At 70.1% G+C, this 25,801-nt stretch carries 21 protein-coding genes, 1 tRNA gene, 1 other RNA gene and 1 pseudogene; 8 read left to right on the top strand and 16 right to left on the bottom strand.

Annotated features, from left to right (window positions below; genetic code table 11):
* Nucleotides 1–70 precede the first annotated feature (70 nt).
* Complete coding sequence (locus AC507J_RS21290; protein WP_496290932.1) at nt 71–1,498, bottom strand: aldehyde dehydrogenase family protein; 1,428 nt, start codon at nt 1,496–1,498, stop codon at nt 71–73.
* 180 nt (nt 1,499–1,678) lie between these two features.
* On the opposite strand from AC507J_RS21290, the gene AC507J_RS21285 reads away from it, so the two are divergent.
* The 4 genes from AC507J_RS21285 (at nt 1,679) to AC507J_RS21270 (ending at nt 3,983) form a co-directional block, all read left to right on the top strand.
* The gene (locus tag AC507J_RS21285) at nt 1,679–2,515 is read left to right on the top strand and encodes a helix-turn-helix transcriptional regulator (RefSeq protein WP_496290931.1); all 837 of its coding nucleotides are present in this window, start codon (nt 1,679–1,681) and stop codon (nt 2,513–2,515) included.
* A 142-nt stretch (nt 2,516–2,657) separates the two neighbouring features.
* Nucleotides 2,658–2,996, top strand: a complete 339-nt coding sequence (locus tag AC507J_RS21280; RefSeq protein WP_496290930.1) for an ArsR/SmtB family transcription factor — start codon at nt 2,658–2,660, stop codon at nt 2,994–2,996.
* Nucleotides 2,989–3,465, top strand: a complete 477-nt coding sequence (locus AC507J_RS21275; RefSeq protein WP_496290929.1) for an SRPBCC family protein — start codon at nt 2,989–2,991, stop codon at nt 3,463–3,465. The genes AC507J_RS21280 and AC507J_RS21275 overlap by 8 nt, the downstream gene beginning before the upstream one ends.
* The gene (locus tag AC507J_RS21270; RefSeq protein ID WP_496290928.1) at nt 3,462–3,983 is read left to right on the top strand and encodes a pyridoxamine 5'-phosphate oxidase family protein; all 522 of its coding nucleotides are present in this window, start codon (nt 3,462–3,464) and stop codon (nt 3,981–3,983) included. Before AC507J_RS21275 ends, AC507J_RS21270 begins: the two co-directional genes overlap by 4 nt.
* A gap of 101 nt (nt 3,984–4,084) precedes the next feature.
* On the opposite strand, the gene AC507J_RS21265 is transcribed toward AC507J_RS21270, so the two are convergent.
* Nucleotides 4,085–8,914 carry a family 43 glycosylhydrolase gene (locus AC507J_RS21265; RefSeq protein ID WP_496290927.1) on the bottom strand — a complete coding sequence of 1,610 codons (4,830 nt, stop codon included), beginning with the start codon at nt 8,912–8,914 and terminating at the stop codon, nt 4,085–4,087.
* Nucleotides 8,915–9,198: 284 nt separating this feature from the next.
* Here AC507J_RS21265 and AC507J_RS21260 point away from each other — a divergent pair, with 284 nt between their 5' ends.
* On the top strand, nt 9,199–10,368 hold the full coding sequence (locus tag AC507J_RS21260) for a pectate lyase (RefSeq protein WP_496290926.1): 1,170 nt from the start codon (nt 9,199–9,201) through the stop codon (nt 10,366–10,368).
* Nucleotides 10,369–10,466: 98 nt separating this feature from the next.
* Here the strand turns inward: AC507J_RS21260 and AC507J_RS21255 are convergent, their stop codons facing one another.
* The 3 genes from AC507J_RS21255 to AC507J_RS21245 form a co-directional block, all read right to left on the bottom strand.
* Nucleotides 10,467–11,441 (bottom strand): ATP-binding cassette domain-containing protein, encoded by a 975-nt coding sequence (locus AC507J_RS21255; RefSeq protein ID WP_496290925.1) that lies wholly within the window; start codon nt 11,439–11,441, stop codon nt 10,467–10,469.
* 88 nt (nt 11,442–11,529) lie between these two features.
* Nucleotides 11,530–12,063, bottom strand: a complete 534-nt coding sequence (locus AC507J_RS21250; protein ID WP_496290924.1) for a TetR/AcrR family transcriptional regulator — start codon at nt 12,061–12,063, stop codon at nt 11,530–11,532.
* Between the two features lie 229 nt (nt 12,064–12,292).
* Entirely contained in the window at nt 12,293–13,201 is a 909-nt protein-coding gene (locus AC507J_RS21245) for an alpha/beta hydrolase family protein (RefSeq protein WP_496290923.1), read from the bottom strand.
* Between the two features lie 105 nt (nt 13,202–13,306).
* Between AC507J_RS21245 and AC507J_RS21240 the strand changes: the two genes are divergently transcribed.
* Nucleotides 13,307–13,876 carry a TetR/AcrR family transcriptional regulator gene (locus AC507J_RS21240; protein ID WP_496290922.1) on the top strand — a complete coding sequence of 190 codons (570 nt, stop codon included), beginning with the start codon at nt 13,307–13,309 and terminating at the stop codon, nt 13,874–13,876.
* Between the two features lie 152 nt (nt 13,877–14,028).
* Here AC507J_RS21240 and AC507J_RS21235 read toward each other — a convergent pair.
* Nucleotides 14,029–14,101: transfer RNA gene (locus tag AC507J_RS21235), tRNA-Ala, on the bottom strand.
* Nucleotides 14,102–14,193: 92 nt separating this feature from the next.
* Complete coding sequence (locus AC507J_RS21230) at nt 14,194–14,784, bottom strand: YqgE/AlgH family protein (protein WP_496290921.1); 591 nt, start codon at nt 14,782–14,784, stop codon at nt 14,194–14,196.
* A gap of 284 nt (nt 14,785–15,068) precedes the next feature.
* Here AC507J_RS21230 and mdlC point away from each other — a divergent pair, with 284 nt between their 5' ends.
* A complete protein-coding gene (mdlC, locus tag AC507J_RS21225; RefSeq protein WP_496290920.1) occupies nt 15,069–16,664 on the top strand; it encodes a benzoylformate decarboxylase in 1,596 nt (531 codons plus the stop codon).
* A 155-nt stretch (nt 16,665–16,819) separates the two neighbouring features.
* On the opposite strand, the gene AC507J_RS21220 is transcribed toward mdlC, so the two are convergent.
* The 8 genes from AC507J_RS21220 to pruA all read right to left on the bottom strand — a co-directional run bounded on the left by AC507J_RS21220 (nt 16,820) and on the right by pruA (nt 24,378).
* Nucleotides 16,820–17,770, bottom strand: a complete 951-nt coding sequence (locus AC507J_RS21220) for a hypothetical protein (protein ID WP_496290919.1) — start codon at nt 17,768–17,770, stop codon at nt 16,820–16,822.
* Nucleotides 17,771–17,887: 117 nt separating this feature from the next.
* Nucleotides 17,888–18,263: a transfer-messenger RNA gene (ssrA, locus tag AC507J_RS21215) on the bottom strand.
* 131 nt (nt 18,264–18,394) lie between these two features.
* Nucleotides 18,395–18,874 (bottom strand): SsrA-binding protein SmpB, encoded by a 480-nt coding sequence (gene smpB / locus AC507J_RS21210; protein WP_496290918.1) that lies wholly within the window; start codon nt 18,872–18,874, stop codon nt 18,395–18,397.
* A 195-nt stretch (nt 18,875–19,069) separates the two neighbouring features.
* Nucleotides 19,070–19,945: a permease-like cell division protein FtsX gene (gene ftsX, locus AC507J_RS21205; RefSeq protein WP_496290917.1), complete on the bottom strand. Its 876-nt coding sequence runs from the start codon at nt 19,943–19,945 to the stop codon at nt 19,070–19,072.
* Nucleotides 19,946–20,013: 68 nt separating this feature from the next.
* On the bottom strand, nt 20,014–20,694 hold the full coding sequence (gene ftsE, locus AC507J_RS21200; protein ID WP_013731749.1) for a cell division ATP-binding protein FtsE: 681 nt from the start codon (nt 20,692–20,694) through the stop codon (nt 20,014–20,016).
* 118 nt (nt 20,695–20,812) lie between these two features.
* A complete protein-coding gene (prfB, locus tag AC507J_RS21195) occupies nt 20,813–21,934 on the bottom strand; it encodes a peptide chain release factor 2 (protein WP_496290916.1) in 1,122 nt (373 codons plus the stop codon).
* A 76-nt stretch (nt 21,935–22,010) separates the two neighbouring features.
* Nucleotides 22,011–22,526 carry a helix-turn-helix transcriptional regulator gene (locus tag AC507J_RS21190; RefSeq protein ID WP_496290915.1) on the bottom strand — a complete coding sequence of 172 codons (516 nt, stop codon included), beginning with the start codon at nt 22,524–22,526 and terminating at the stop codon, nt 22,011–22,013.
* 223 nt (nt 22,527–22,749) lie between these two features.
* On the bottom strand, nt 22,750–24,378 hold the full coding sequence (pruA, locus tag AC507J_RS21185) for an L-glutamate gamma-semialdehyde dehydrogenase (RefSeq protein WP_496290914.1): 1,629 nt from the start codon (nt 24,376–24,378) through the stop codon (nt 22,750–22,752).
* Nucleotides 24,379–24,679: 301 nt separating this feature from the next.
* Between pruA and AC507J_RS21180 the strand changes: the two are divergent.
* Nucleotides 24,680–25,669, top strand: a pseudogene (locus tag AC507J_RS21180) (hypothetical protein); the annotation flags it as partial.
* Here the strand turns inward: AC507J_RS21180 and AC507J_RS21175 are convergent.
* The gene (locus AC507J_RS21175; RefSeq protein ID WP_496290949.1) at nt 25,647–25,793 is read right to left on the bottom strand and encodes a pentapeptide repeat-containing protein; all 147 of its coding nucleotides are present in this window, start codon (nt 25,791–25,793) and stop codon (nt 25,647–25,649) included. The pseudogene AC507J_RS21180 and the gene AC507J_RS21175 overlap by 23 nt on opposite strands.
* Nucleotides 25,794–25,801 lie beyond the last annotated feature (8 nt).

The following is a 25,801-nucleotide window of genomic DNA, read 5'->3' as shown; positions in this document are numbered from 1 at the left end:
CGGCGATTGGCCGGTGATCCGCAACGGTCGCGGCCGGGAGGAATACCCTCCCGGCCACGACTCGCCCCGGTCAACGCTGAATGGCCTTGGTCTCCAGGAACTCCTCCAGACCGGCCCGGCCGAACTCGCGGCCGTTGCCGGACTGCTTGTAGCCGCCGAACGGCGCGAGCGGGTTCCACTGGCCACCGTTGACATCGACCTGCCCGGCGCGCAGCCGCTTGGCGACGGCGAGCGCGTGCTCCGGTGCGCCGAAGACACCGGAGGTGAGGCCGTACATGGTGCCGTTGGCGATCTCCACGGCCTGGTCCTCGTCGGCGTACGGGATGATGGTCAACACCGGGCCGAAGATCTCCTCCTGGGCGATGGCCGACCGCGGGTCGACTCCGGCGAAGATCGTCGGTCGGACATAGGCGCCCTTCGCCAGGCCGTCCGGCCGACCGGGACCGCCGTAGACCAGGGTCGCGCCGTCGGCGATGCCGCGCCGGATGTAGCCGTCGACCTTCTCCCGGTGCGCCTCGTACGCCATCGGGCCGATCCGGGTGGCCTCGTCGGTCGGGTCGCCCACGGCGTACTGCGCGGCGGCGTTCACCGCCAGCCGTACCACCTCATCGTGCCGGGCCGCCGGGACCAGCATCCGCGGCCACGCGCCGCAGACCTGGCCGCTGTTGCCGAAGGCCATCATCACCCCGGTCTCCACCGCCTTGGGCAGGTCGGCGTCGTCGAGGATCACGTTGGCGCCCTTGCCGCCGAGTTCGAGCGCGACCCGCTTGACGGTCTCGGCGGCGACGGCGGAGATCCGCCGGCCGGCCCGGGTGGAGCCGGTGAAGGAGATCATGTCGATGTCCGGGTGCGCCGAGATCGCCTCGCCGACGACCGCGCCGGTGCCGTACACCACGTTGAAGACCCCGGCCGGCAGGCCCGCCGCCGCGGTCACCTCGGCGAGGATCTGCGCGGTAAGCGGCGCGACCTCGGACGGCTTGAACACCATCGTGTCCCCCGCGACCAGCGCGGGCGCGAGCTTCGACATGATCTGCTGCAACGGGAAGTTCCACGGCGTGATCGCGCCGACCACGCCGATCGGCTCCCGGACGATCAGCGACGTGCCGACCTCCTCGGTCCAGGCGAAGGTCTCGGCCAACGCGGCGAACGACTCGGCGACCGCGAGCGGGAATCCGACCTGGGCGGTACGGGACATGGTCAGCGGAGAGCCCATCTCGCTTGTGATCGCGGCGGCGATCTCCGCGCTCCGCTCCCGTAGGCCCGCGCCGATCCGGCGGAGCATGACGGCACGCTCGGCCGGCGGGGTGGCGGCCCAGCCGGGGAAGGCGGCCCGGGCCGCTGCGACGGCCCGGTCCACGTCGGCGGCGGTGCCGGCGGGCACCTCGGCGACGATCTCATCGGTGGCGGGGTTGATGACGGCCGTGGTGTGTACCGATCCGGCTGGGACCACCTCGCCGTTGATCCAGTGGCCGGTCGGTGTCTGCGTGTTGGTGGTCATGGATCCGAGTGTTGGCAGGCTGCCAGGGGGTAGCCAGGCCCACCCTGTCCGTGGCTAACGGAAACAGCCCTGGCCAGCATGGTGTTGTCAAGGACGAGCGCCACGACGAATCAGGACGCCGGATCGGAGTCACGGCTGTCCCGGCCATCGGATCGGCGCCACGGACCAGGGGGAGCGACCATGGACCGCGCTCGACTCGCCGAGTTTCTCCGCATCCGGCGTGAGGCGTTGCAACCGGAGGACGTCGGGTTGGCCCGGGGGCAGCGCCGGCGGCGCACCGGCGGACTCCGCCGGGAGGAGGTCGCCGCCCTCAGCGACATGTCGGCCGACTACTACAGCCGGATCGAGCAGCAACGCGGCGCACAACCCTCCGAGCAGATGCTCGCCTCGATCGCTCGCGGGCTGCGGCTCTCAATCGAGGAACGGGACCATCTGTTCCAGCTCGGCGGATACCCCGCACCACGGCGGAGCCAGCGCAACGACCACGTCAATCCCGGCATGATGCGCGTCTTCGACGGCCTCGGCGAGACCGCCGCCCAGGTGGTGAGCGACCTCGGCGAGACGCTGACGCAGACCCGGCTGGCTGCCGCTCTGCTCGGCGACGACACCCGGCACCGCGGCCTGGCCCGCAGCCTGCACTACCGATGGTTCACCGATCCGGACACCCGACGCATCCATCCCGAGCAGGACCATGCCCGACAGAGTCGGCTCATCGCCTCGAACCTGCTTCGGGCGTACACCCGGGACGGGAAGGGTTCCCGGGCCGCCGAGATCGTCGACGCGCTACTGGCCGCGAGTCCGGAGTTCGCACGGTTGTGGCGGGAGCATCCGGTGAGCGGCCCGTACTGCGCGCCGAAACGCATCCAGCACCCGCAGGTCGGGCTTCTCGAACTGCACTGCCAGGTCCTGGTCGACCCCGACCAGTCGCAGCTGTTGCAGGTCTTCACCGCTACCCCCGGCAGCGAGAGCCACGAGAAGCTCCAACTCCTCTCGGTCCTCGCCGGCCAGCGGCTCTGACCGGTCCGCGATCTTCCCGGGAACCGGGGTAACCGCCGACCGGCCGTGAATTGGGACAGCGCGAGCAAGGCTGTCCCTTGACGCAGGCACAGCGGGCTGTATATTCAACCCATCGGTTAATTAACCGAGAGGTTGAATAGTCGTGGACAGCACCCAGTTGAGCACCACCTTCGCCGCCCTGGCGGATCCGACCCGACGGGCGATTCTCGCCCGGCTGGCCGAGGGCGAGGCCACCGTCAACGAGTTGGCCGAACCGCTGCCGCTCACCCTCCAGGCCGTCTCCAAGCACCTCAAGGTGCTGGAGCAGGCCGGGCTCGTCAGTCGCGGTCGTACCGCCCAGTGGCGTCCGTGCCGGCTGGAGCCCGCACCACTGCGCGAGGCCACCGACTGGCTGGAGCGCTACCGGCAGTTCTGGGAGGGCAGCTTCGACCGCCTCTCCACTCACCTGCACGAGATCCAGAAAGGCGGTCCGGATGCCTGAGACCTCGCCCAGCACCGGCACACCCACTCGGGACTTCACAATCACCCGGGTCTTCGACGCGCCCCGCCACCTGGTCTTCCGGGCGTGGACCGACCCGCGACAGCTCGCCCGCTGGTTCGGGCCGGTGGGCCTGACCACTCCCCTGGCCACCGTGTCGATGGATGTCAGGCCGGGCGGCGCGTGGCAGCTCCGCATGGTCGATGACGCCGACGGTACGGAGTATCCGGTCTCCTTCACCTGCCGCGAGGTGTCCGAGCCCGAACGGCTGGTACTCGTCACCCGGGCACCCGACGGACCGGAGGCGGTACTGACCGTGACCTTCGCCGAACTCAGCGACCGGACCGAGATGACGTTCCACGTCGCCGGCCTGGCAGCCGGCGAGGAGAGCTGCGATCTGGAGACCGGCTGGTCCAGCTCGTTCGACCGGCTGGCGCTGCTCGTTCCCGCACCGTCGCAGGCCGCCCGATGAGCGCCGCCCTGACCGAGGCGGAGGTCGCCGGGCTGCCGCAGGGCGACCTCCGGCTACTGCACAGCCCGGTCGCCCAGCGGCTGCTGGCCTCGACCGAGCTGGCCCGCATCGCGTACGTCGCGTCCGACGGCACGCCCCGGGTCTTCCCGATGCTCTTCCACTGGACCGGGACCGAGGTGGTGCTCGCCACCTTCGGCGGCGCCAAGATCGCCGCCCTGCGCGCCCGACCCGCCGTCGCCATCACCATCGACGTCGCCTCCACCCCGCCCGAGGTGCTGCTCGTCCGGGGCCGGGCCGAGGTGACCGAGGTCGACGGGATCGTGCCGGAGTACGCCCTGGCCCATCACCGATACGCCGGCCCGGAGCAGGGCGCCGCCAACGTCGCCGCAGTCGACCACCCCGACACCAGGATGTTCCGCATCGGGGTCCGCCCGACCTGGGTCGGCGTACTGGACTTCCAGACCCGGATGCCGGGCGGAATCAGCCCGGCGGAGTTCGAGCGCATCGGCCGATCCTGACCAGCCGATCAGCAGCAGGGCGATCTCGCACCCGCCCGATGCCGGGCGCGGCCACGGCACGGCAGGGCAGCCGGCGACCGACTGCCCTGCCGTCGCGGGCGCTACCGGGGGAGCACCGGTCCGGTCCGTTTGGTGACGGCACCTCCGGGCTTGGCGTTCGGGCGGATCGCGATCACCCGTACGCTCAGCCGGTGCCCGATGTCCGCCTTCTTCGGCACGTAGCTGCGGCCGGTCGCCCCGGCTATCGCCTTGCCGTCGCGTAGCCAGCGGTAGGAGAAGGTCAGGCCGGGCTGGTCCCAGCTGCCCGGACTGACTGTCAGCTTCGTACCGACCTTGGGCTTGCCCTTGATCGTCGGCGGCTTCTTCGCCTTCGGTGCCGGCCCCGGCACCGCCGGCACCAGCAGCGCGGCCGTGGCGATGTTGCCCGCCACGTCGATCGCCCGGTACTGCACGAGGTGCCGGTTGTTGTCGAAGCGGACCGGGGTCCGGTAGCGCTGCCAGGCGCCGGACCCGCTGCGGTACTCGACCCGGGCCACCCCGGAATGCGCGTCGCCGGCGGTGATCGTCATCGTCCGCTTGCTGTCCAGTGTGGCCCGTACGCTCGGCCCCACCCGGTCCACCTGAACCGTGGTCGACCAGACCTCGCTCCACCACAGGTTGCTGCCCTGGGCCCGGTAGTCGATCCGGTAGCTGCCGTCCGGCAACGGCACCGGCTCCCGGTACGGGAACCAGCCCGCACCGTCGATCTGGTACTCCATCAGCCGGACCCCGTCGCCGGCCGACATGGTCAGGGTGGCACCGGCGCCGTACCATCCGTCGCTGCCCGCCGCGGAGATCGACACCTTCGGTCGCCCGCCCTGGTAGCTCAGCGGCGGCACGCTGGTCAGCGTCGGCACCACGCGACGGATCGTGCCGTCCGGCTCGTGGTACAGCCGGTCGATTGTGGTCTCCCGGTGCGTACCGTCACCGCCCGGGATGGCGAACCGGTGGTACGCGATGTACCAGTCGTCGGTGCCCGGCACCTGGAGCACCGAGTGGTGTCCGGTGCCGAGGATGCCCTGGCCCGGGTCCTTGGTGAGGATCTCGCCCTTGGCCGTGAACGGTCCCAGCGGGCTGCTGCCGGTGCCGTAGCCGACCCGGTAGTTCTCGCTGCCGGTGTCGTCGATCGACCAGGACAGGTAGTAGACGTTGTCGCGCTTGTGCAGGAACAGGCCCTCGCGGAAGTCCGTCAGCCCGGTCAACCGCACCCGCTTGCTGACGTCGTACGAGATCATGTCGTCGTTGAGCGGCACCACGTACGGCGTGCCGTTGCCCCAGTAGAGGTAGCTCTTTCCGTCGTCGTCGGTGAAGACCGCCGGGTCGATCTGCTGGGCACCGTTGTAGTCGTCCTTGCTCACCAGCGGCTTGCCGAGCGGGTCGACGAACGGCCCGAGCGGCGAGTCGGCGACCGCCACTCCGATGTTCTGCTGCGCCGAGAAGTAGAAGTAGTACTTGCCGTTCTTCTCGATCGCGGCCGGTGCCCAGGCGTTGCGGTCGGCCCAGGAGACGTCCGGGCCGAGGTCCAGGATCGTGTCGTGCTCGGTCCAGTCGACCAGGTTCCGGCTCGACCACACCTTGAAGGTGCTGCTGCCCCAGCCGGGGAAGCCGTCGGTGGTGGCGTAGATGTAGTACGTGTCACCGAATCGGACGATGTTCGGGTCGGCGTTGTAGCCGGGCAGCACCGGCGAGCCCATCGCGACGGCGCGTACCGTCCACACCCGGGTTGCCCCGGCCGCGTCCCGCACGGTGACCGCCACCGGCTGGCGGTAGTCCCGGGCACCGGTCGGGGTGACCGTCGAGTTCGCTGCCACCACGTACGTCGGCGCGAGCCGGCTCAGGTCGGTGCCGGGCCGCACCGGCAGGGTGACAGTGCCGGTGTTCGGGTCGATCATCGCCGGCACCTTCAGGCTGTCCAGCGTCACCGCGACGATCCCGGTGCCGTTGCCGCCGAGCCCGGCGACCTCGGCGTCGCTGAGCGCCCGGTTGTAGATGGCGAAGTCGCGCACCTGGCCCTTGAGGTACCGGTCGGAGCTGTACTGGGAGCGGCCGAGGTAGTTGGCGGTGGTCCACCCGCCGCCGATGTCACCGGGCCGGTTGACCACCCCGGTCTTCTCGGCGACCCGTACCCCGTCGAGGTAGAGCCGGGCTGTGCCTGCGGAGTTGAGGGTGTAGGTGAGTGTCTTCCACACCGCTCGGGGCAGGGCTGCACCGTTTGTGACGGTCTCCTCGGTGGTCCAGTTCCCGGTGGCCAGCGAGGTCCGGTAGTTGTTGCCTGTGGTGAAGAGGTAGCCGTTGCCGGCCCCGCCGGAGGTGTTGCCCAGCCCCCAGATGAAGTACGGCGTGGCCTGGTCGCTGGCGATGTTGACCTGGACCGACACGGTGATCTCGTCGAGCCCGGCCATGATGTGGTCGGGCAGGCCGACGTGTCCGTTGCTGCCGCCGAGGTTCAGCGCCCCGTCGCGCCAGCTGGCGTCACCGGCGAGGGTGCCGTGGTAGCCGTTGCCGGAGGCGTCGGTGGCGGTGCCGCCGCTGCTCTGGTCGAGCGGGTAGTGCAGGACCAGGCCGTCCTCGGTGGCCCGGACCGGCGGCGGCGCCTCGGTGAGCGCGTCGGTGAGCGCGTCGAGTTCGGCCTTGGTGACCGGGATGACCGTGCCGTGCCGGGGGCTGGCCGGCAGGCGGTAGCTGGCCGGCACCCGCCAGGTCGGGTTCGCCAGGTCGTCGGTGCCGAGCGGGATGTAGCCCCGGCCACCGTACTCGTCGACGAAGAGGTAGTACCTCGACCCGGAGGTGTCGCCCGGGTTGGCCTTGAAGACCGTCGGGCCCTCCACCGCGGAGGTGCCGGCGTCGCGGCCGATGCAGGCGGTGATCCGGCTCCAGGCGGGTTGGCCGGGCAGGTCGACGGCGGTCAGGGAGGTCGCCTTCTCCTGGATGATGTCGGAGCAGCCGGTGCCGCCACCGCCCTCGTCCTTGGTGAACCGGTAGTAGGTCTCCCCCTCCTTGATCACCGTGGAGTCGATCCGGGACTCGCCCCGGTCCTGCCAGATGGTGGCCGGTGCGAAGGTCACGAAGTCCCGGGTGGTGGCCGCGAGCATCCGGTTGTACGTGTTGCCGGTGTGGTTCGGGTCGTTCTCGGCGTACAGCTTGGACGCCCAGAAGACCAGATACTCGCCCCGCTCGTCGTCCCAGTACGCCTCGGGCGCCCAGGTGTTACCGGCGGTGGGCGGGGAGACCTGCACGTGCCGCTGCTCGGACCAGTTGACCAGGTCGGTGGATTCCCATACCTCCAGGTAGCGGCTGCCATGCCGCTGCGCGGCGTCCCAGTCGCCGTTGCGCCCGATGGACAGGTCGGTGGCGATCAGGAAGAACCGGTCCCCCTCGGGGCTGCGGATCAGGAACGGGTCACGCAGGCCCCGGGTGCCGAAGGTGGACTCCAGGGTGGGCCGACCACCGTTGAGTTCGGTCCACTGTAGGGCGTTGTTGCCCTGGCTCGCGGCGAAGTAGATCTTCTCGCCCTCGATCGAATTGCCGGTGAAGTAGCTGAACGCGTACCCCTCGTACGGCGCGGGTGCCGGCAGTTCCCGGACGGTCAACTCGATGGACCGTTCCACCCGGGCCGCGCCGACGGCGACGGTGGCCGTGACGGTCACCGGCACGTCGCCCGTGCCGTGTGCCGGGCGGTTCACGACGCCGTCCGGCGCGACCACCGCCGGCCGGTCGGAACGCCAGGTGACGGTGGCCCCGTGCAGGCCGCTGGTGGGCATGGTGAGATTTCCGCGTACGTCGTCGGCATGCACCAGCGACAGCGAGGCGGCTGCCGCGGCGGCCCGGCTCTGGTCGGACTCTTCCGGCGGCACGATGGCGGTGAAGGTCTTCGTGTCGGTGACGGTGCCCCGGCTCAGCGTGGCGGTAAGGGTGACCGTCGCCGGCCCGTCGCCGGCGGCCGGTCGGGTCACCACGCCGGTCGGGCTGATCGTCGCGGGGTGGCTGGATGCCCAGGCGATCGCCGCACCGTAACCGCCCTGGGTGGGCAGGGTGAGCCCGCTGGTCACCGCCGAGAGGTCGCCCAGGTCCAGGCCGGCGGTGTCACGGGCGACCCGGGTGGTGTCCGGCAGCGCGATCGCCGACACCTCGTCGGCGGCCAATGCCCGGTCGTAGATGCGGAAGTTGGCCACCTGGCCCCGCAGCAGCCGGTCGGTGGCGTAGGTGGAGCGGCCGAGGTGGTTGGCGGTGGTCGTACCGTTGCCGACCGCACCGGGCAACACGGTGACGTCGGTGTTCCGCGCGACCTGGACACCGTCCTCGTAGAGGGTGCCGGTGGTGCCGGTCTGGGTGTACGTGACGGACTTCCACACCCCGCGGGCCAGGTTGCCGCCCTTGGCGGTCACCCGTTCGCCGGACCAGTTGGTGGTGGTGATGGCCGCGCGGAAGGCGTCGCCGCTGGCGAAGAGGTACCCGGTGCCGGAGTTGGAGGTGGCCGGGTTGCCCAACCCCCAGATGAAGTACGGGGTCTGCTGGTCGGGCTCGACGTACACGTCGACCGAGACGGTGATCGACGACAGGCCGGCCATGATGTCGTTCGGCAGCCGGACGTGGTCGTCGACGCCGTCGAGCCGGAGTCCATGCTTGTCGGTCCAGGTGCCGCCACCGACGAGCGTGCCGTGCCGACCGTGGCCGGACGTGTCGGTCACCGTCGTGCCGGTGCTCTGGTCGAGGTCGTAGCGGAGCACCAGGCCGGCGGTGACGTCAGCGGCCGGTGCGGCTAGCGCCGGGGTGGCCGGCAGCAGCCCGGCGGCCAGCGCGATCGTGACCGTGGCGACAAGGTGGCTGGTCAGGCGGCGGGGCGAGGGATCGGGGGCGGAGGGTTTCCGGGGGTGGAACAACGCAGGTCGCATGGACGGCCCTCGGATCGGCGGTTGTGAGCGTTAACAAGCACGAATCTTCGACGCAACAAGTTGCGCCGTCAAGGGTCCACCTACCGATCGGTAGCCAGGGTGCGGCCACTCGATATTCGCAAGCATTTGTGGTTATCTATCTTTAGGAAAGCGCTTGCCGGCTCGGCGGGCGCACGGTCCATCCCCCCGGATGGACGTCCGGGCAACTCCGAAGAGACCCGAAGGCACCCCCGGGCACGGGTGCGTACGCGCAGGTCTCGCGTGTCAGCCCAAGGGAGAAGAGCATGTCGCACAGACGACGCCGTACGGCGCTGGTGGTCCTCGCCACCGGCGCGACAACCCTGGCGACGGCCGGGGTTGTCCTCACCACCGGACCGGCGCAGGCTGCGGTCGGCTGCCGGGTCAGCTACACCGTGGCCTCGCAGTGGGCCGGCGGCTTCAGCGCCAACGTCAGCCTCACCAACGTCGGCGACCCGCTGACGTCCTGGCAGGTGGGGTGGTCCTTCACTGCCGGGCAGACCGTCACGCAGGCGTGGAACGCCACCGTCACACAGAGCGGCAGCACGGTCCGGGCCGCCAACGTCAGCTACAACGGCAACCTCGCCACCAATGCCACCGTCTCGTTCGGTTTCAACGGCAGTTGGAACAACAGCAGCAACCCGGCACCGACCAGCTTCACGGTCAACGGGGTGACCTGCACCGGCGGGGTCAGCCCGACGACACCCGTCCCGCCGCCGCCGCAGACCACCGCACCACCACCCCCGCCACCACCCACGGGAGCCTGGCCCAACCCGACCGGGCAGGTAAACGTCAACGGCACCATCTCCGTCAGCGGCACCCTCGACGGCGGGATGCGCCGCTACTGCTGCATCGGCGACGGTAGCCAGGAGGAGAGCCAGGACCCGATGTTCCGGCTCGAATCCGGTGCCACCCTGCAAAACGTGATCATCGGTGCGCCCGCCGGTGACGGCGTCCACTGCGCCGGCCCCTGCACCCTGCGCAACGTCTGGTGGGAGGACGTCGGCGAGGACGCCGCCACCTTCCGGGGCAGTGGCTCACCGAACTTCCTCGTCGACGGCGGCGGCGCCCGCTCCGCAAGCGACAAGGTGTTCCAACACAACGGCCCGGGCACCCTGACCATCCAGAACTTCCAGGCCACCAACTTCGGCACCTTCTACCGCTCCTGCGGCAACTGCTCCACCCAGCACCGCCGCAACGTGGTGATCCGCAACGTCACGCTGACCCGACCCGGTAGCACCATCGCCGGCATCAACGTCAACTACGGCGACACCGCCCGCTTCTCCGGGATCACAATCGTCAACGACTCCGGCCGGTCGATGGTCATCTGCCGCAAGTACAACGGCAACAGCAGCGGCAACGAACCCACCCAGGTCGGCACCGGCGCCGACGGCACCAACTGCCTCTACTCCTCGTCCGACATCACCTATCGCTAGTCCGACCACCGGCTGGCGACGACCTGCGGACGGGTCGTCGCCAGCCGCCGCACGAGCCGGCGCGCCCCGGCATCCGTTCCGCATGCTGCGGAACCCGGTCAGGCGTCGAGGTAGCGGAGGACCTGGTGTTCGCGGGAGGTGAGCTGGGCGAGCACGTCGACGTGTGCGGTACGGGCGAGCAACTGCCGCACCACCTCCGGATCGAAGGCGCTGCCACCCGAGGCCGCGGCGATCCCGAGCCGCTGGCTCATGCCGAGCGAGAGCGTCCCGGCCCGTTTACCGGCCGCCGGCTCCAGCCCGACCAGGCCGATGACCTCCCCCACCCGGCTCCTCGGTATCCCGTTGCTGCGGGCCAGCGACCAGAGATGCGCGCGTACGCTCCGGCCCGGGTGGACCGCCCGAGCGTCCAGCAGCGCACCGACCAGCCGAAGCGGATCCTTGAGATCCGCGTAGCGCACCCCGCGCACCAGCGCCGTACCGGCGGTCGGATAATCGAGGCCCAGGACCATCCGCATGGTGGTCGACTTGCCGGCACCGTTCGGGCCGAGAAACCCGGTCACGGCACCGGGCCGGACCGACAGGGTGAGATCGTCGACCGCGACCTTGGCGCCGTACCGCTTGGTCAGGCCGTTCAGCGTGATCATGCCTGTCGACGCTAGGCACGCCGGGCCCTCACGACCACGGGGCCGACCGCAGATCTCGATGGCGGAAACCCGTAACGTTCGATCATCGGCCCGGCCCGGCCCGCCCTGGCCCTGGCCGCAATGGCAGAAACGGCGGTCAGGAGACCTCGGTGTCCTTCGGCATCGTGCCGTGCACCAGCCCGGGTCGCGCAGGTTCTGCACGAGCAGCACGTTGCGCGGCCCCTTGTCGTTGATCCGTACCGGTGGCTCGGACGGCTCGTGCGCCCAGTACGCGCAGGGGGTGATGTTCGCGCTGGCCGCGCCGTACATCGGGTATCGCTTGCGGTCGGTGGCGACCGCGCGCCGGTAGGTGTTGACGTCCTCGGGCCAGTTGACGTCGTTGCAGTTCACGGCGAGATACGCCGACAAGAAGTTGTCCCAGGGCAGCACCTCCGGTGGCGTCGCGACAGACTCGCCCGGCCCGGTTACCGCCGCCTCGTCGGAGCGCAGCAGCGTCTGCCAGTACTGTCTCCGGGATTCAGATGGGCGTATGGAAGGTGCCGTCAGTGGCGAGCTCAAGCAAGAGGCGACGAGCAGTCGCGATGCTCGCTTCATCCTCTTCCCCATACAGGGCGGCGACGACAACGCCCTCGGCGGCTCGGCGTACGATCTGGATGCGCTCGGTGCTCAACCCGTCGACGGCGAACTGCTCGCTCCACCAGGCGCTGTGTTCTTTCGCGACCGCGGCGACCGCAGGGATCGAGTGAAGACCGATCCAGATCGCCGCTGACGTGACGTCTTGCGCGGCTCCGGCATCCGAACGTCCCGCGCAGAGCGCGCGAACGTATGCACGGAGCATCTTGCCCGGGTGGTTCTCCGACAGGTCGAGGTGGCGCAGGACCGTTTCCCGGAAACGTTCCTGCACATCTTCCACCACGGCGATCACCAGTTGCTCCCGACCGCCGAAATGGTGAACCAGGCCGCTCTTCGACACTCCGGCGAGCGAGGCGACCTGGTCCAGGGTGACAGCGGCGCCTTTCTCCAGAATCACCTGGGTGGCCGCATCGAGCACGGCACGCCGCGTGCGCTCAGTGTTCCGCGTTCGCCGTTCCTCAGCCAAACCAGGCCGCCTCACCGCACCTTGACACCACTACCGACTAACTGTTCCACAGTACAACACAAGCGTACCGTCGCATGGTACGCCCCATCACGCAGGCCGCGGATCCCCTCTGCGGGCCGGGCGAGGGGGTCGTGCACACCGGGTCGGAGCGGGTGCGCTCCGGACCGGTGGGCACCAGGGCCTACTTGTGCTCGACGTGGTAGGCGCCGTCGCTGGCCGCGGCGCTTTCGGTGAGTGCTTTCCAGGCCGTGCCGTCGAGGTCGAAGGTGTCGAGGAGATAGGCGGAGACCGCGTCGGCGACCAGGGCCACGCGGGCGGGATCCTCATCGCTGGTCTCGGCGACCTGCTCGCCGGCGACCCCACCGAGGGTGTGTTCACCGTCGGTGATGGTGAGCAGGCTCTTGGGGGTGGGGCTGAGGTGGTAGGCGTCGGTGAACCAGTCCGGCCCACGGGTGGACATCGCCGACTGGTCCTTGCCGCCCGTGACGACAAGGGCCGGCGTGGTCATCGTGGAGAAGTCCGGCCGCATGAACGGCAGATGCTCCACCGCGAACGGGGTGAGCGAGTCGCCGGTGCCCGTCGCGGCGAGAAGCGCTCCGGCCTTGACCAGGGGATGGGAGAAGTCCTCGCCTGGCCTGCCGTCGGCGTCGAACACGCGGGCACCGAGGAGGGTGCCGACGCTCTGACCGCCCCAGGAGTGCCCGACGGCGGCGACGCGTGCCCGGTCATTGCGGCCGGTCAACCCCGCCTGGACGAGGATGTCATCGAGGTTGTCCAGGACGGCGTGCAGGTCGGCGATTCGCACTCGCCAGATGGTGCCGAATCGCGGGTCGTTGAACCCGATGCCGTGGCGGCGGGAGTCGAGGTGGGTCGGCTGGACGACGACGAAGCCGGCGGCGGCCCACCTGTCGACGAGCGGCTCGTACCCGTCCATGGACCAGGCGTTGCCGTGGGAGAACACGATCACCGGGAGGTGGTGGCCGGACACCGGGGCGGTGACCTTGACCGCCAGGTCGACGTCGCGTCCGGTGGTGGGCACGGGGACGGGCTTGATCGCCATGATCTGCTGTGCGAGCTGGTGCAGTTGCATGATGTCGCTGCTTCCTCTGCGCGGGGAGGGCGTCTGCCACAATTAAGCGGAACACTGTTCCGTCAAAATTAGCGGAACAATGTTCCGCCGCCAAGGGGAGGAACTGTGACCGAGTCGTCCGGGGCACGCGAGGCAGGCGTACGCCGCAACCGCGAGGCACTTCTCGCCGCCGCCGCAGCGGTGTTCGTGGAGCAGGGGGTGCAGGCACCCATCCGCGACATCGCCAGCCGGGCCGGAGTGGGCCTCGGCACCGTCTACCGCCACTTCCCGAACCGCGCCGAACTGGTCACCGCGGTGTACCGCCACCAGATCGAGGAGTGCGTGGCTCTGGCGTCGGCACTGCAACGGGAAGGCATCGCGCCCGGCGAGGCGCTGACCCGCTGGATCGGCGCATTCGTGGAGTTCCTGGTCACCAAGCATGGGCTCGGCGTCGCCCTACAGTCGGAGGACCCGAGCCTGCTCACGCTGCATACGCTGATGCTCGACAAGCTCGTCCCGGCATGCGCGTCATTGATCGCCGCAGGCGTCTCCGCAGGCGAGATCGACCCCAGCGTGACCGCGCACACCCTCATGCGCGCCGTAGGCAATCTCTGCATCCTCGGCCCGGGTTACGAACGGACCCACGCACAGGACATGGTGGCCCGCCTACTCGCCGGATGTCGCAGCGCCCGGTGACGCGTCCTCTCGGCCGGCGGTTCCTTGCCGAGTCTCAACGACCGCCACCTAAGTGCAGTGTGGGCGCTGGGTGACCACGACCGTGACCAGAAGATCACGAAAAATCGGCACCAGTCAATGACTGATGCCGATTTACCTGCACAAGAACAAGGTGGAGCCGAGGGGACTCGAACCCCTGACCCCCACACTGCCAGTGTGGTGCGCTACCAGCTGCGCCACGGCCCCTTGCTGTCGCACCCGGTCGCCCGGGCACTGGGAGAACTATACACACGCCCGCCGGCATGGTCATCTCGCGGGTCCCACCCGGCGCGGCCGGGTCAGTTCAGCGCCACGTCCGGCGGGAAGTGGGCCACCGCGGCCATCATCCCGCCCTGCCGGCGCAGCACCATCGGCCACAGGTCGTCGGGCCGGTCGACGAAGGCGTCGCCGGGCAGCGCGTCCAGCACGAACCAGGAGCCGTCCTCGATCTCCTGCTCCAGCTGCCCCGCTCCCCAGCCGGCGTACCCGGCGAAGACCCGGATGCTCTGGACGTTCTCGCGCAGCCGGTGCGGGTCCACCGACAGGTCCAGCGTGCCAACGGCACCGGAGACCTGGTGGAAGCCCTTGAGGCGGCGGACCGGCTGGCGCATCCGGGCCAGGCAGATCGCCGAGTCGGGCTGCACCGGGCCGCCCTCGAAGAGCACCGCCGGGTACCGGGCCAGATCGCCCCAGTCGCGCAGCACGTCCGCCACCGGCACCTCGGTGGCCCGGTTGAGCACCACGCCGAGCGCGCCACCCGGTTCGTGCGCGACCAACAGCACGACAGTACGGTCGAAGTTCGGGTCTTTCAGCGCCGGCGTCGCCACCAACAGCTTCCCGGTCATCGACTCGGTTGTCCGCCCGCCGATCGCCTGCCCCTCTCCCTGCATCGCGCGCGCCCGTCAGTCGTGCACCGGAAGGCGGAACCGGCCACGCCCCGGGACGGCCGGCCGCGCCGGTGCCATCCGCGCTGTCATTGCCATGCCTGGCACCATAGCCTGCGTCCACGGCCCTGGCGATGGCCCGGCCACCGGGTGATCGGCAGCCACGGCCAGAGGTGCAGGTCACCGGCGACCACGCGGATGCCCTCGGTGGGAGCGATTCCGCGAGCCGGGACAGCAAGCAAAGCCGAAAAGCCCTATACGGCCGACTCGCCCGGTTAGATTCAGGGGCGATGGCAACGGTCCGCGACATTACCTACGACCTGCTCCGCTCCCTGGGCATGACCACCGTGTTCGGCAACCCCGGTTCGACCGAGGAGCCGTTTCTGCATGCGTTCCCCGACGATTTCTCGTACGTGCTCGCGCTGCACGAGGCGTCGGCGGTCGGCATCGCCGACGGGTACGCCCAGGCCACCGGGAAGCCCGTGCACGTCAACCTGCACACCGCACCGGGCACCGGCAACGCCATGGGCAACATCGTCACCGCCTGGCACAACCGCACCCCACTGATCGTCACCGCCGGCCAGCAGACCCGGGAGATGCTGCTGCTGGAACCCCGGCTCACCGCCCGCCAGCCCACCGAACTGCCCCAGCCGTACGTCAAGTGGGCGTACGAACCGGTCCGGGCACAGGACGTCCCGGCGGCGCTGATGCGGGCGTACGCCACCGCGATCCAGCCACCGGCCGGACCGGTCTTCCTCTCCCTGCCCCTGGACGACTGGGCGCAGCCCGCCGACCCGCCACCGTCGGCCCGTACGGTGGCCACCCGGTTCGCGCCCGACCCGGAGCGGCTGCGCGAGTTCGCCGCGACGCTGGCCACCAGCCGGGCGCCCGCCCTGGTGCTCGGCGCCGCGGTGGACCGCTCGGGTGCCTGGGCGGCCGCGGTCGCCCTGGCCGAGCGGCTCGTCGCGCCGGTCTGGTCGGCGCCCGCGCCGGAGCGGACCGCCTTCCCCGAGAATCATCCGCAGTTCCAGGGCGTGCTGCCCTTTGCGAGCGGCCCGCTGGCCGAACGGTTGCAGGGGCACGACACGGTGCTGGTGATCGGCGCTCCGGTGTTCCGCTACTACCCGCACGTACCGGGCGACACCCTGCCCGACGGCACGCGGCTGCTGCACGTGACCGACGATCCCGACGAGGCTGCTCGCGCCCCGGTCGGCGACAGCCTGCTCGGTGACGCCGGGCTGGCGCTGGCCGCGCTGGCCGAACTGGTGCCAGCAGCGGACCGGCCACCACCACCGCCCCGGCCCGGACCGGCACCGGTGGAGGATTCCGTTCCGCTCAGCGCCGACGCGCTCTTCGCCGCGCTGGGCCGGCACTGGCCCGAGGACGGGGTGCTGGTGCAGGAATCACCCTCCAACCTCTCCGCGCTCCGCCGGCACCTGCGGTTCACCCGGCCCGGGTCGTACTTCACCATGGCCAGCGGCGGGCTCGGCTACGGCCTACCGGCGGCCGTCGGTATCGCGCTGGCCCAACGCGACACCGGCCGGCACCGGCCGGTGGTGGCGGTGATCGGTGACGGCTCCTTCCACTACTCGGTGCAGTCCCTCTGGACCGCCGCCCAGTTGCGACTGCCGCTGGCCGTCGTGGTTCCGGTCAACCAGCAGTACGCCATCCTCAAGGCGTTCGCCGAGCTGAAGCAGACGCCCGGCGTGCCCGGCCTGGACCTACCCGGCCTCGACATCACCGCGATCGCCCGTGGCTACGGCTGCGCCGCCACCGTCGTCGACACGCCCGACCAGCTCGGCACGGCCCTCGCCGCCGCGCTGCGCGCCGACCGCCCCACGGTGCTTCCCGTCCCGATCCGCCCCGACATCCACCCAATTTTGTGAAAGGAAGGGCCCCCTATTAACGCCTGGTGCATAGGAAGGGCCCCCTCCTAACACCAGCAGCCGCTCGGCCGGCGCACGCTGAGCGCAGGCGGGCGCCGGACGCAGGCGGGCGCCGGACGCGTACGGATGCTGCGGAGAGCCCGGGCGCGTGGATGTCAGCCGGTGGTGAGTCGCAGCGGTGCGCCGGTGAGCGCGTCGAGTACCGGGCGGTCCCCCAGCGGTGCCGACAGCGCCACCTCGACCGGCTGGAATCTGAGCATCTCGTCGCAGACGCCGGTGGGCCGGATCACCGTGCCGCCGACCACCACCACGTGGTCGTGCTCCTGCACCAGGGCGGTGATGGCGGTGTCGCAGCTGCCCACGCCGAGCCGGTAGGTCAGGTTCGTTCCGTCGACGGCCTCGATGTCCTGCGCGCTTACCAGGTTGTCGGGCGCGGGCCCGGACGGCACCACCGGGGTGGGAACGGCACCGACCGCATTTGGCGCGACCGCGACCCGGGCCACCACGGCACCGAACTGCTCGACGGTGAAGAGCCACGCCGGCACCTGGGCCTCGCCCCGGCTGGTGCGTACCGGCGCGGTGCCCAACTCGACCTCGGTGACGGTGAGTACGACGCACTCGCCCTGCGGCCGGTCGGTCACCGGCTCGTCCGGCCCGCCACCGCCCGGGGCCGCCGGCGGCGGCGTGGCGGGGACCTTGGGCCCCACCTGGCAGGCGGGTGCCGGGTTGCCCTGGCTCAGTTGACGGTACGCCTCGGCGGCGCTGATAAGCGGCACGCGCAGCTCGCCGTCCGGGAAACGGATCGTGCCGTTAGCGGGTCGAGCGGTGGGCAGGTCGGCCTGGTGCCGGTACCAACCGGCGAGAAACGCGGTCTTGGCCGCCGGTGTGAAGTCGGGCTCGCCGATGAGCACCGTCGGCTCCTGCAACGGCAGATAACCGCTACTCCACTCCGGACCGGGCCGCCACGACTCGGCCACCGCGGTCGCCCGCTGGTCGAACCCCTCGCGCGCGTCGGCCGGCGCGCCGGGGGCCGAGTCGGGGGCCGCCGGGGCGCAACCGGCCACGACCATCATCAGGGACAGGCCCAGCAGGGCGGTACGGCGCATGCTGATTTCGACGGGCCAGCAGGTCACCGGGTTCCCGTCGGCCGGTAAGTGGGACCGGCTTCGGCGTGCAGAGACGACTGTGCGCCCCGGTCGGGTGACCGGGGCGCACAGTGCAGGTGGTGGAGGTGCCGGGAATCGAACCCGGGTCCTTCGCCGCCTTGTCAGGGCTTCTCCGAGCGCAGCTCGCTGTGCCTCTACTCGGCCCCTCCGATCACGCGAGCGAGTCGGTGTGACGGGCCCAGTCGCTGATTGATCTCGCCGCACGGACCCCGCGACCGGGTCCGATTGGCCAGCCTCCTAGCTGATGCCGGCTAACTGGGTCGAAGGCGCTCCCAGGCCGACAGACTTGCTACTCGCCTCAGGCGGCGAGAGCGAAGTCAGCGCGATTGTTCTTGGCGCTTATTGGTTTCCGACGAACGATTCTCGAGACGACGTCGGCTTCCTCGGCTCGCTTCCCCTGCCGCAACGTACGAAGTCGAAACCAGTCACCCCCTCGACAGGCCGCCGGATCTCGACGGCACCGACAAGCCTAACGCCTGCCGCAACCGGATTCATCCCGAGCCTGGGCCGGCGCGCGAGCCGAGGCTCGACCAACCGGACAGGACAACGGACAAACCGGGTGAATCAGTCACGCATTCCCTTGCCGCGTCGACCCACCACCCGGGCGATTTCCCGATCGGCGTCCCGTTTTGCGAGGTCCTGGCGCTTGTCGTACGCCTTCTTGCCCTTGGCCAGGCCGATCTCCACCTTGGCCCAGCCGTCGGAGAAGTAGACCTGCAACGGCACCAGGGTCAGCCCACCCTCCCGGGTCTTGCCGATCAACCGGTCGATCTCCAACCGCTTGAGCAGCAGCTTGCGGGTACGCCGGGGCTCGTGGTTGGTCCAGGTGCCCTGGGTGTACTCCGGGATGTGCATGCCGTGCAGGTACAGCTCACCGTTGCGCTCCTGGGCGAACGCGTCGACAAGCGACGCCCGTCCCGCCCGCAGCGACTTCACCTCGGTGCCGGTCAACGCCATGCCCGCCTCGTACGTGTCGAGGATGGCGTAGTCGTGACGGGCCTTCTTGTTGGAGGCGACGACCTTGCGCCCCTTCTCCCGTGGCATCGCCGCGCCACCCCCCTTCCGTCAATGCCCCCGACCGACGGCCACCGGTCGAAAACGTGAACGCTCTCGACCGGCAGCGACCGGCCGAAGAGCGGAGATCATGCTACCCGAACGACAAGGGCCCTTTCGCGCCGATTATTCCGGCGCGGAAGGGCCCTGACGCAGCGCAAGTGACGACTCAGCCGGGTACCGAAGCTAGACCCGCAGGTAGAAGCGGAGGGTGACCCAGGCGGTGACCGCGCTGATCAGACCGCCGATGCCGGCCATGAACGGGAAGGTCAGGAACACCTCGCCCCAGCTCACCGGGGCGAACAGCCCCTGTAGCGCGCTTAGCGCGTCGTCGAAGAGGAACTTCTTCAACGCGACCAGGGCACCGAGGCCGAGCACCGAACCGATCAGGCCGGCGACCACCGCCTCCAGCACGAATGGCGCCTGGATGAACCAGTTCGAGGCACCGACCAGCTTCATGACCGCGACTTCACGCCGCTTGCTGTACGCGGCGACCTGGATCGTGTTTGCGACCAGCAACAGTGCGGCGACGGCCATCGCGACCGCGGCGGCCAACGCCACGTTCTGACCGGCGGTGAAGAGGTTGAAGATCTTGTCGAGTACCTGGCTCTGGTCGACCACCTGATCGACCCCGTCGACCGAGGCGTACTGGGCGGAGATGGCCTTGTACTCCTCCGGGTTCACCAGCTTGAGCCGGTACGACTCGGGCAGCTGGTCGGCCTTGACCGCGCTCAGCAGGTCCGGCGAGTCCCGGAACATCTCCTGGAAGCGCTGGAACGCCTCGTCCTTGTTGACGTAGGTGACCTGCGAGACGAGCGGGTCGGCCTCCAGCCGGGCGGCGAGATCTGCCCGCTGATCGTCGGTCACATCGGTCTTCAGGAAGACCGACACCTCGATGTTCTCGAAGTACAGCTCCTTCATGTCAGCGACCTTGGTGTAGATCAGGCCGCTGGCACCGAGCATGGTCAGCGAGACACCCATCGTGATGATCATCGCGATGGTCATGGTCACGTTGCGCCACAGTCCGACCAGTACCTCGGACAGGACGTATTTCATCCGCATCGGGATTTTCCTCCGGCTCTCCGGCGTGAGGTGTTGTCGTCAGATCGGGGTGGGGTGGTTCGCCCTCGTCACCCGTAGACGCCGCGGGCCTGGTCGCGCACGATGCGGCCGCTCTCGATCTCGATGACCCGGCGCCGCATCTGGTTCACGATGTTGGAGTCGTGCGTGACCATCACGACGGTCGTGCCGGTGCGGTTGATCCGGTCCAGCAGGCGCATGATCTCGATGGAGGTGTCCGGGTCCAGGTTTCCGGTCGGCTCGTCGGCCAGCAGGATCAGCGGACGGTTCACGAACGCCCGGGCCACCGCCACGCGCTGCTGCTCACCACCGGAGAGCTCGTGCGGGTAGCGGTGCTCCTTGCCACCGAGACCGACCAGCTCCAGCACCTCCGGCACGACCCGGCGGGCCACCGCCTTGGTCTTGCCGATCACCTCCAGGGCGAAGGCGACGTTCTCGTAGGCGGTGCGGTTGGGCAGCAGCCGGAAGTCCTGGAAGACGCAGCCGATCGACCGGCGGAAGTGCGGGCGCTTCCAGGACCGCATCGAGGTCACGTCCTTGCCGTTCACGACGACCCGACCCTTGTTCGGGGTCACCTCGTGCAGCAACATCTTGATGATCGTGGACTTGCCGGAGCCGGATGGGCCGATGAAGAAGACGAACTCGCCCTTGTCGATCGACACGGACACGTTGTCGAGCGAAGGCCGCGACGCCTTCGGGTACGTCTTCGTCACTTGCTCAAGCTGAATCACGGGTGGAGAGTCTACGCGGTGTAACTGTCGTGCCAAGTCCTACGCCCCGCCGATGCGGGCCAAGTCATCGAATCCGCACGTCACCTGGAGATCGACGAAGCACTCCGCCCACGATCGATCACGCACGGTCGCCGGCGAGTTGCTGCTGCTTGCGCCAGCGGATGCCCGCCTCGATGAAAGCGTCCAGGTCACCGTCGAAGACCGAGGTCGGATTACCAGTCTCCTGCTCCGTACGCAAATCCTTCACCATCTGATAAGGATGGAGGACGTACGACCGCATCTGGTCGCCCCACGAGCCTGCGGCGTCGGTCTTGAGGCCCTGGAGCTTGGCCTGCTCCTCCTGACGCTTGCGCTCCAGCAGCCGGGCCTGGAGCACGCGCAGCGCGGAGGCCTTGTTCTGTAGCTGCGACTTCTCGTTCTGGCAGGTCACCACGATGCCGGTCGGAATGTGCGTGATCCGCACCGCCGAGTCGGTGGTGTTGACGCTCTGCCCACCCGGTCCCGAGGAGCGGTAGACGTCCACCCGCATCTCGTTCTCGGGGATGTCGATGTGATCGGTCTGCTCCACCACCGGCAGCACCTCGACGCCGGCGAAGCTCGTCTGCCGTCGCCCCTGGTTGTCGAAGGGGCTGATCCGGACCAGCCGGTGGGTGCCGGACTCCACGCTGAGCGTGCCGTAGGCGTACGGCACCTTGACCGTGAAGGTGGCCGACTTCAGGCCCGCCTCCTCGGCGTACGAGGTCTCGTAGACCTCGGTCGGGTAGCCGTGCCGCTCGGCCCAGCGCAGGTACATCCGGAGCAGCATCTCGGCGAAGTCGGCCGCGTCCACGCCGCCCGCGCCGGCCCGGATGGCCACCAGCGCCTCCCGGGAGTCGTACTCGCCGGAGAGCAGGGTGCGGACCTCCATCTCCTGGATGGCCTTGGTCAGCCCGGTGATCTCCGACTCGACCTCGGTGAGCGCCCCGGAATCGGACTCCGCCTCGGCCAACTCCAGCAGCACGTGCGCGTCGTCGAGCCGGGAGCGCAGGCTACCGAGCTTGTCGATCTCGCCGTTGACGTACGACAGCTGGGAGGTGACCTGCTGGGCCTTGGCCTGGTCATCCCAGAGATCCGGGGCGGACGCCTCCTGCTCCAGCCGGGCCTTCTCCTCGCGCAGGCGGTCGACATCGAGCACCGCCTCGATGTTGCGCAGGGTGGCGTCGAGTTCCTTGAGCTGTTCGGCGTAGTCGGCAGCGGTCACGACAGACAAGCGTACTGCTCGGATGAGAAGTGGGCTTGCCAGCCCCGCGGTCGACGGCGAAAACCCACCGGCGGGGTCAGCCGACCGGGGCGCTCTTCAGCCAGGACAGGGCGGCCTTGTGGTACGCCACGGCGAACTCCAGCGCGCTCGCGTCGTACGTGTCGCCTTCCTTCTTGGCGTTCTTGACCTGCTCGCGGACCCGGGCCAGGGCCTCGGTGTGGTACTCGTTGGCCGCGGCCTGGAGGTTCTTCAGCTGGTTCGCCGAGTGCAGCTGCCCGAACGCGACGCGCAGGGCGATCGGGTTGCGGATGGTGTCGCGCCCCGGGTCCTCGGCCAGCCAGCGGGAAAACGTCCGTTTCCCGGCGGCCGTGATCGCGTACGGTTGACTCATCCGCGGCCCGGGCTTACCCAGCCGGACGAAACCCCGCTCGGCCAGCACCGGCAACTCCCGGTAGACCTGACTGCGGGTCATCGACCAGTACGGCGCCAACCGGCGCTCGGCGGCGGCCATCAACTGGCCACCTGTCATGGGGCCCTCGTGCAACAGCCCGAGCAGGGCCGCCGCGGTGGGGTTGACTCCGGATTCCGCCATGCCCATTACGCTGCCACTTTGCCGGGCCGACGTCCAGGATTTCACCGTTTCGCCACCCATTGGGGTTTCCTATGTGCACTGTCGGCGCGCGACGGTCGATCCCCCGCGTGCCGCCGCGCCCACCACGCCTATCGCCCGCCGCGCCCACCGCGCCGGCGCCCGTCCCGCCGGCTCCGCGCGGAGCCGGCGGGACGCGCAGTTGACGAGGGGCCCTGCGCAGACCTCACGCCATGTGCGGGTAGGTGTGCTCGGTGGGCGGGACGAAGGTCTCCTTGATCGTCCGTGGCGACATCCAGCGGACCAGGTTGTGCCAGGAGCCGGCCTTGTCGTTGGTGCCGCTGGCCCGGGCGCCACCGAAGGGCTGCTGGCCGACCACCGCGCCGGTGGGCTTGTCGTTGATGTAGAAGTTACCGGCCGCGTACCGCATCTTCTCGGCCACCGCATCGACCACCCGGCGGTCGGTGGCGAAGATCGAGCCGGTCAGCGCGTACGGGGCGATCGACTCGGCCTGGGCGACCACCTCGTCGAAGCGGGCGTCGTCGAAGACGTGCACGCCGAGGATCGGGCCGAAGTACTCGGTGGTGAAGGTCTCGTGCGCCGGGTCTCCGCACTCGAAGATCGTCGGCCGGACGAACCAGCCGACCGAGTCGTCGGCGGTGCCGCCGGCGATGATCCGGCAGCTGTCGTCGGAGGAGATCAACTCCAGCGCCGCGGTGTGCCGGGAGAACGCCTTGTCGTCGATCACCGCGCCGCCGAAGTTGCGGAAGTCGGTGACGTCGCCGTAGGAGAGCCCGTCGGCGGTGGCGGCCAACCGATCGCGCAGGCCGCCGTCCCAGATCGACCGGGGGACGTACGCCCGGGAGGCCGCCGAGCACTTCTGGCCCTGGTACTCGAAGGCACCCCGGATCAGCGCGGTGTGCAGGGCGTCGACGTCGGCGCTGGTGTGGGCGACCACGAAGTCCTTGCCACCGGTCTCGCCGACCAGCCGGGGGTAGCCACGGTAGCTGGCGATGTTCTCCCCCACCGTGTGCCACAGCTGCTGGAAGACCTTGGTGGAGCCGGTGAAGTGGATGCCGGCCAGGTCCGGGTCGGCCAGCACCACGTCGGAGACCTGCTCACCCCGGCCGGTGACCATGTTGATCACGCCGGGCGGCAGGCCGGCCGCCTCGAACAGCCGCATGGTGAAGTGCGCCGCGAACTGCTGGGTCGGGCCCGGCTTCCAGACCACCGTGTTGCCCAGCAGCGCCGGCGCCGAGGGCAGGTTGCCGGCAATCGCGGTGAAGTTGAACGGGGTGACCGCGTAGACGAAGCCCTCCAGCGGCCGGTGGTCGAACCGGTTCCACACTCCCGGCGACGACATCGGCTGCTCGGCGAGGAGCTTGCGGGCGAAGTACACGTTGAACCGGAGGAAGTCGATGAACTCGCAGGCGGAGTCGATCTCGGCCTGCACGGCGGTCTTCGACTGGCCGAGCATGGTGGCCGCGTTGAGGGTGTCCCGCCAGGGGCCGGAGAGCAGCTCGGCGGCGCGCAGGAAGATCGCCGCCCGCTCTTCGAAGGGCAGCGCCCGCCAGCCCGGCGCGGCGTCCTTGGCCGCCTTGACTGCGGCACGCGCGTCATCGTGGGTGGCGTGCCCGGTGACCCCGAGCACGTGGGCGTGCCGGTGCGGCTGCACCACCCGGATCGGCTCGCCGCCGGCCATCCGCCGCTCACCCGCGATGGTCATCGGCAGGTCGATCCGCTCGGCCGCCAACTCGGCGAGCCGCCGCTGGAGCCGTTCGGCGTCGGCGCTGCCCGGCTCGTAGGTGCGTACCGGCTCGTTGCGCGGCTCGGGTACGGAGAACACGGCGTCCATCAGGGCTCCTGGCTGATCTCGACGGCGGTGGCGAAACCGGTCCCACGGGTGGCGGGACTCGGTCAATCCTCCCACGCCAAGCGTGGTCGATCACCACCCTGGGTGCAGAGCCACCGTTGATCACGAAGAATTCCGCCTAGGCCATCGTTGATTCTTCTGCCGATGGCGGTCGGGGCAGAAGAAAGACAGGCCCACCGGGCGGCGTGCGGGCATCGGACCCCCATCCACCGGGAACGCGTACGCTGGGTTGCCGGTGAGGTACCCGAGCCAGGCCGTCGAGCCCGGCGGCGAAAGGCAGACGATGAGCAACCAGCCCGGCGGGCCGACCGCCGCGCAGCCCGACCGGCCGCAGCCCGTCGACCCGGCCGGCGGTACGCCATCCACCGACTCCGGCACGTCGGGCGGGCAGCCGGCACCGGCCCCCGGTGCGCTGGTGCTGGCACTGCTGGCGGCCGGCTGGCTGGCCGCCATGCTCTGGTCGACCCGCGAGGCGATCAACTCGACCACCGCCGGGGTGACCGCGGTCAGTTTGTCGGCCTTCGCGCTGCCTGGCGTGATCTCGGCCGCGCTGGTGGCCGGGGCCGCGGTCGGGCTGGCCGCCGGTGAGCTGGTGACCCGACGCCGGGGCGGGGTGACCCTGCGCTTCGGGGCCGCGGTCGCGGCCGGCCTGCTGGTCGGGCTCGCCGCCGCGCTCGCGATCGACCTCGCCTACGCCGGCAACACGACCACCCGCACCATCGCCGGCACCACTGCCGCCGCCGCCATCATCGGCGGCGCGCTGGCCGGGGCGCGCAGCGGCGCGGTGGTCGGGGCGGTGGCCAGCTCCGCCCTTGGCACGCTGCTCTTCGTGGTGGCCTTCAGCGTGGCCCGGGACCCCCTGTTCAACCTCTTCGGCGCCGGCGAAAGCCAGCAGTCGCTGGTCAGCGCGGCCACCTGGGTGTCCCGCACCGAGTCGCTGCTCGCCGGCCTCATCGCCGGCGCGCTGGCCTTCGGCTACCTCAGCTGGGTCCGGCGGCGGGCTGCCGAAAACGGCGGCGCCGGGCCGCGCTGGCCGGGTTACCTGGTTGCCGGCGCCGGGCCGGGGCTGCTGCTCCTGCTCGCCGAGGTGATCATCCGGATCGGCGGGCGTTCCCTGCTCGACCTGGCCGCCGCCCTCAGCGAGGCGGACGCGGTGGCGCAGACCTCGCTCGGCACCTCACGGGTGGACAACGGTATCTGGGTGCTCTTCGTCGGCGCGCTGACCGCGCTGATCGCCTTCGGCCGCACGCTCACCCCGGCTTCCGACGACGACGCCCCCGGCGACCAGGCAGCCGGCACCCCGGCAGCCGGCACCCCGGCAGCCGGCACCCCGGCAGCCGGCACCCCGGTAGCCGGCACCCCGGTAGCCGGCACCCCGGTAGCCGGCACTCCGGCAGCCAGCACT

It is taken from the genome of Micromonospora sp. PRAS1 (genome assembly GCF_059553435.1).
This window is presented reverse-complemented; position numbering and strand designations above follow the sequence as displayed.

Excerpts from the sequence above, each read along its gene's own strand:
- AC507J_RS21230 (WP_496290921.1), bottom strand. The coding sequence starts at position 14,784 with ATGCAGGGAGAGGGGCAGGCGATCGGCGGGCGGACAACCGAGTCGATG.
- AC507J_RS21245 (WP_496290923.1), bottom strand. The coding sequence starts at position 13,201 with ATGCAACTGCACCAGCTCGCACAGCAGATCATGGCGATCAAGCCCGTC.
- AC507J_RS21290 (WP_496290932.1), bottom strand. The coding sequence starts at position 1,498 with ATGACCACCAACACGCAGACACCGACCGGCCACTGGATCAACGGCGAG.
- AC507J_RS21270 (WP_496290928.1), top strand. The coding sequence starts at position 3,462 with ATGAGCGCCGCCCTGACCGAGGCGGAGGTCGCCGGGCTGCCGCAGGGC.
- AC507J_RS21220 (WP_496290919.1), bottom strand. The coding sequence starts at position 17,770 with ATGCGCCGTACCGCCCTGCTGGGCCTGTCCCTGATGATGGTCGTGGCC.
- AC507J_RS21285 (WP_496290931.1), top strand. The coding sequence starts at position 1,679 with ATGGACCGCGCTCGACTCGCCGAGTTTCTCCGCATCCGGCGTGAGGCG.
- AC507J_RS21265 (WP_496290927.1), bottom strand. The coding sequence starts at position 8,914 with ATGCGACCTGCGTTGTTCCACCCCCGGAAACCCTCCGCCCCCGATCCC.
- mdlC (WP_496290920.1), top strand. The coding sequence starts at position 15,069 with ATGGCAACGGTCCGCGACATTACCTACGACCTGCTCCGCTCCCTGGGC.
- AC507J_RS21275 (WP_496290929.1), top strand. The coding sequence starts at position 2,989 with ATGCCTGAGACCTCGCCCAGCACCGGCACACCCACTCGGGACTTCACA.
- AC507J_RS21260 (WP_496290926.1), top strand. The coding sequence starts at position 9,199 with ATGTCGCACAGACGACGCCGTACGGCGCTGGTGGTCCTCGCCACCGGC.
- AC507J_RS21190 (WP_496290915.1), bottom strand. The coding sequence starts at position 22,526 with ATGGCGGAATCCGGAGTCAACCCCACCGCGGCGGCCCTGCTCGGGCTG.
- ftsX (WP_496290917.1), bottom strand. The coding sequence starts at position 19,945 with ATGCGGATGAAATACGTCCTGTCCGAGGTACTGGTCGGACTGTGGCGC.
- pruA (WP_496290914.1), bottom strand. The coding sequence starts at position 24,378 with ATGGACGCCGTGTTCTCCGTACCCGAGCCGCGCAACGAGCCGGTACGC.
- smpB (WP_496290918.1), bottom strand. The coding sequence starts at position 18,874 with ATGCCACGGGAGAAGGGGCGCAAGGTCGTCGCCTCCAACAAGAAGGCC.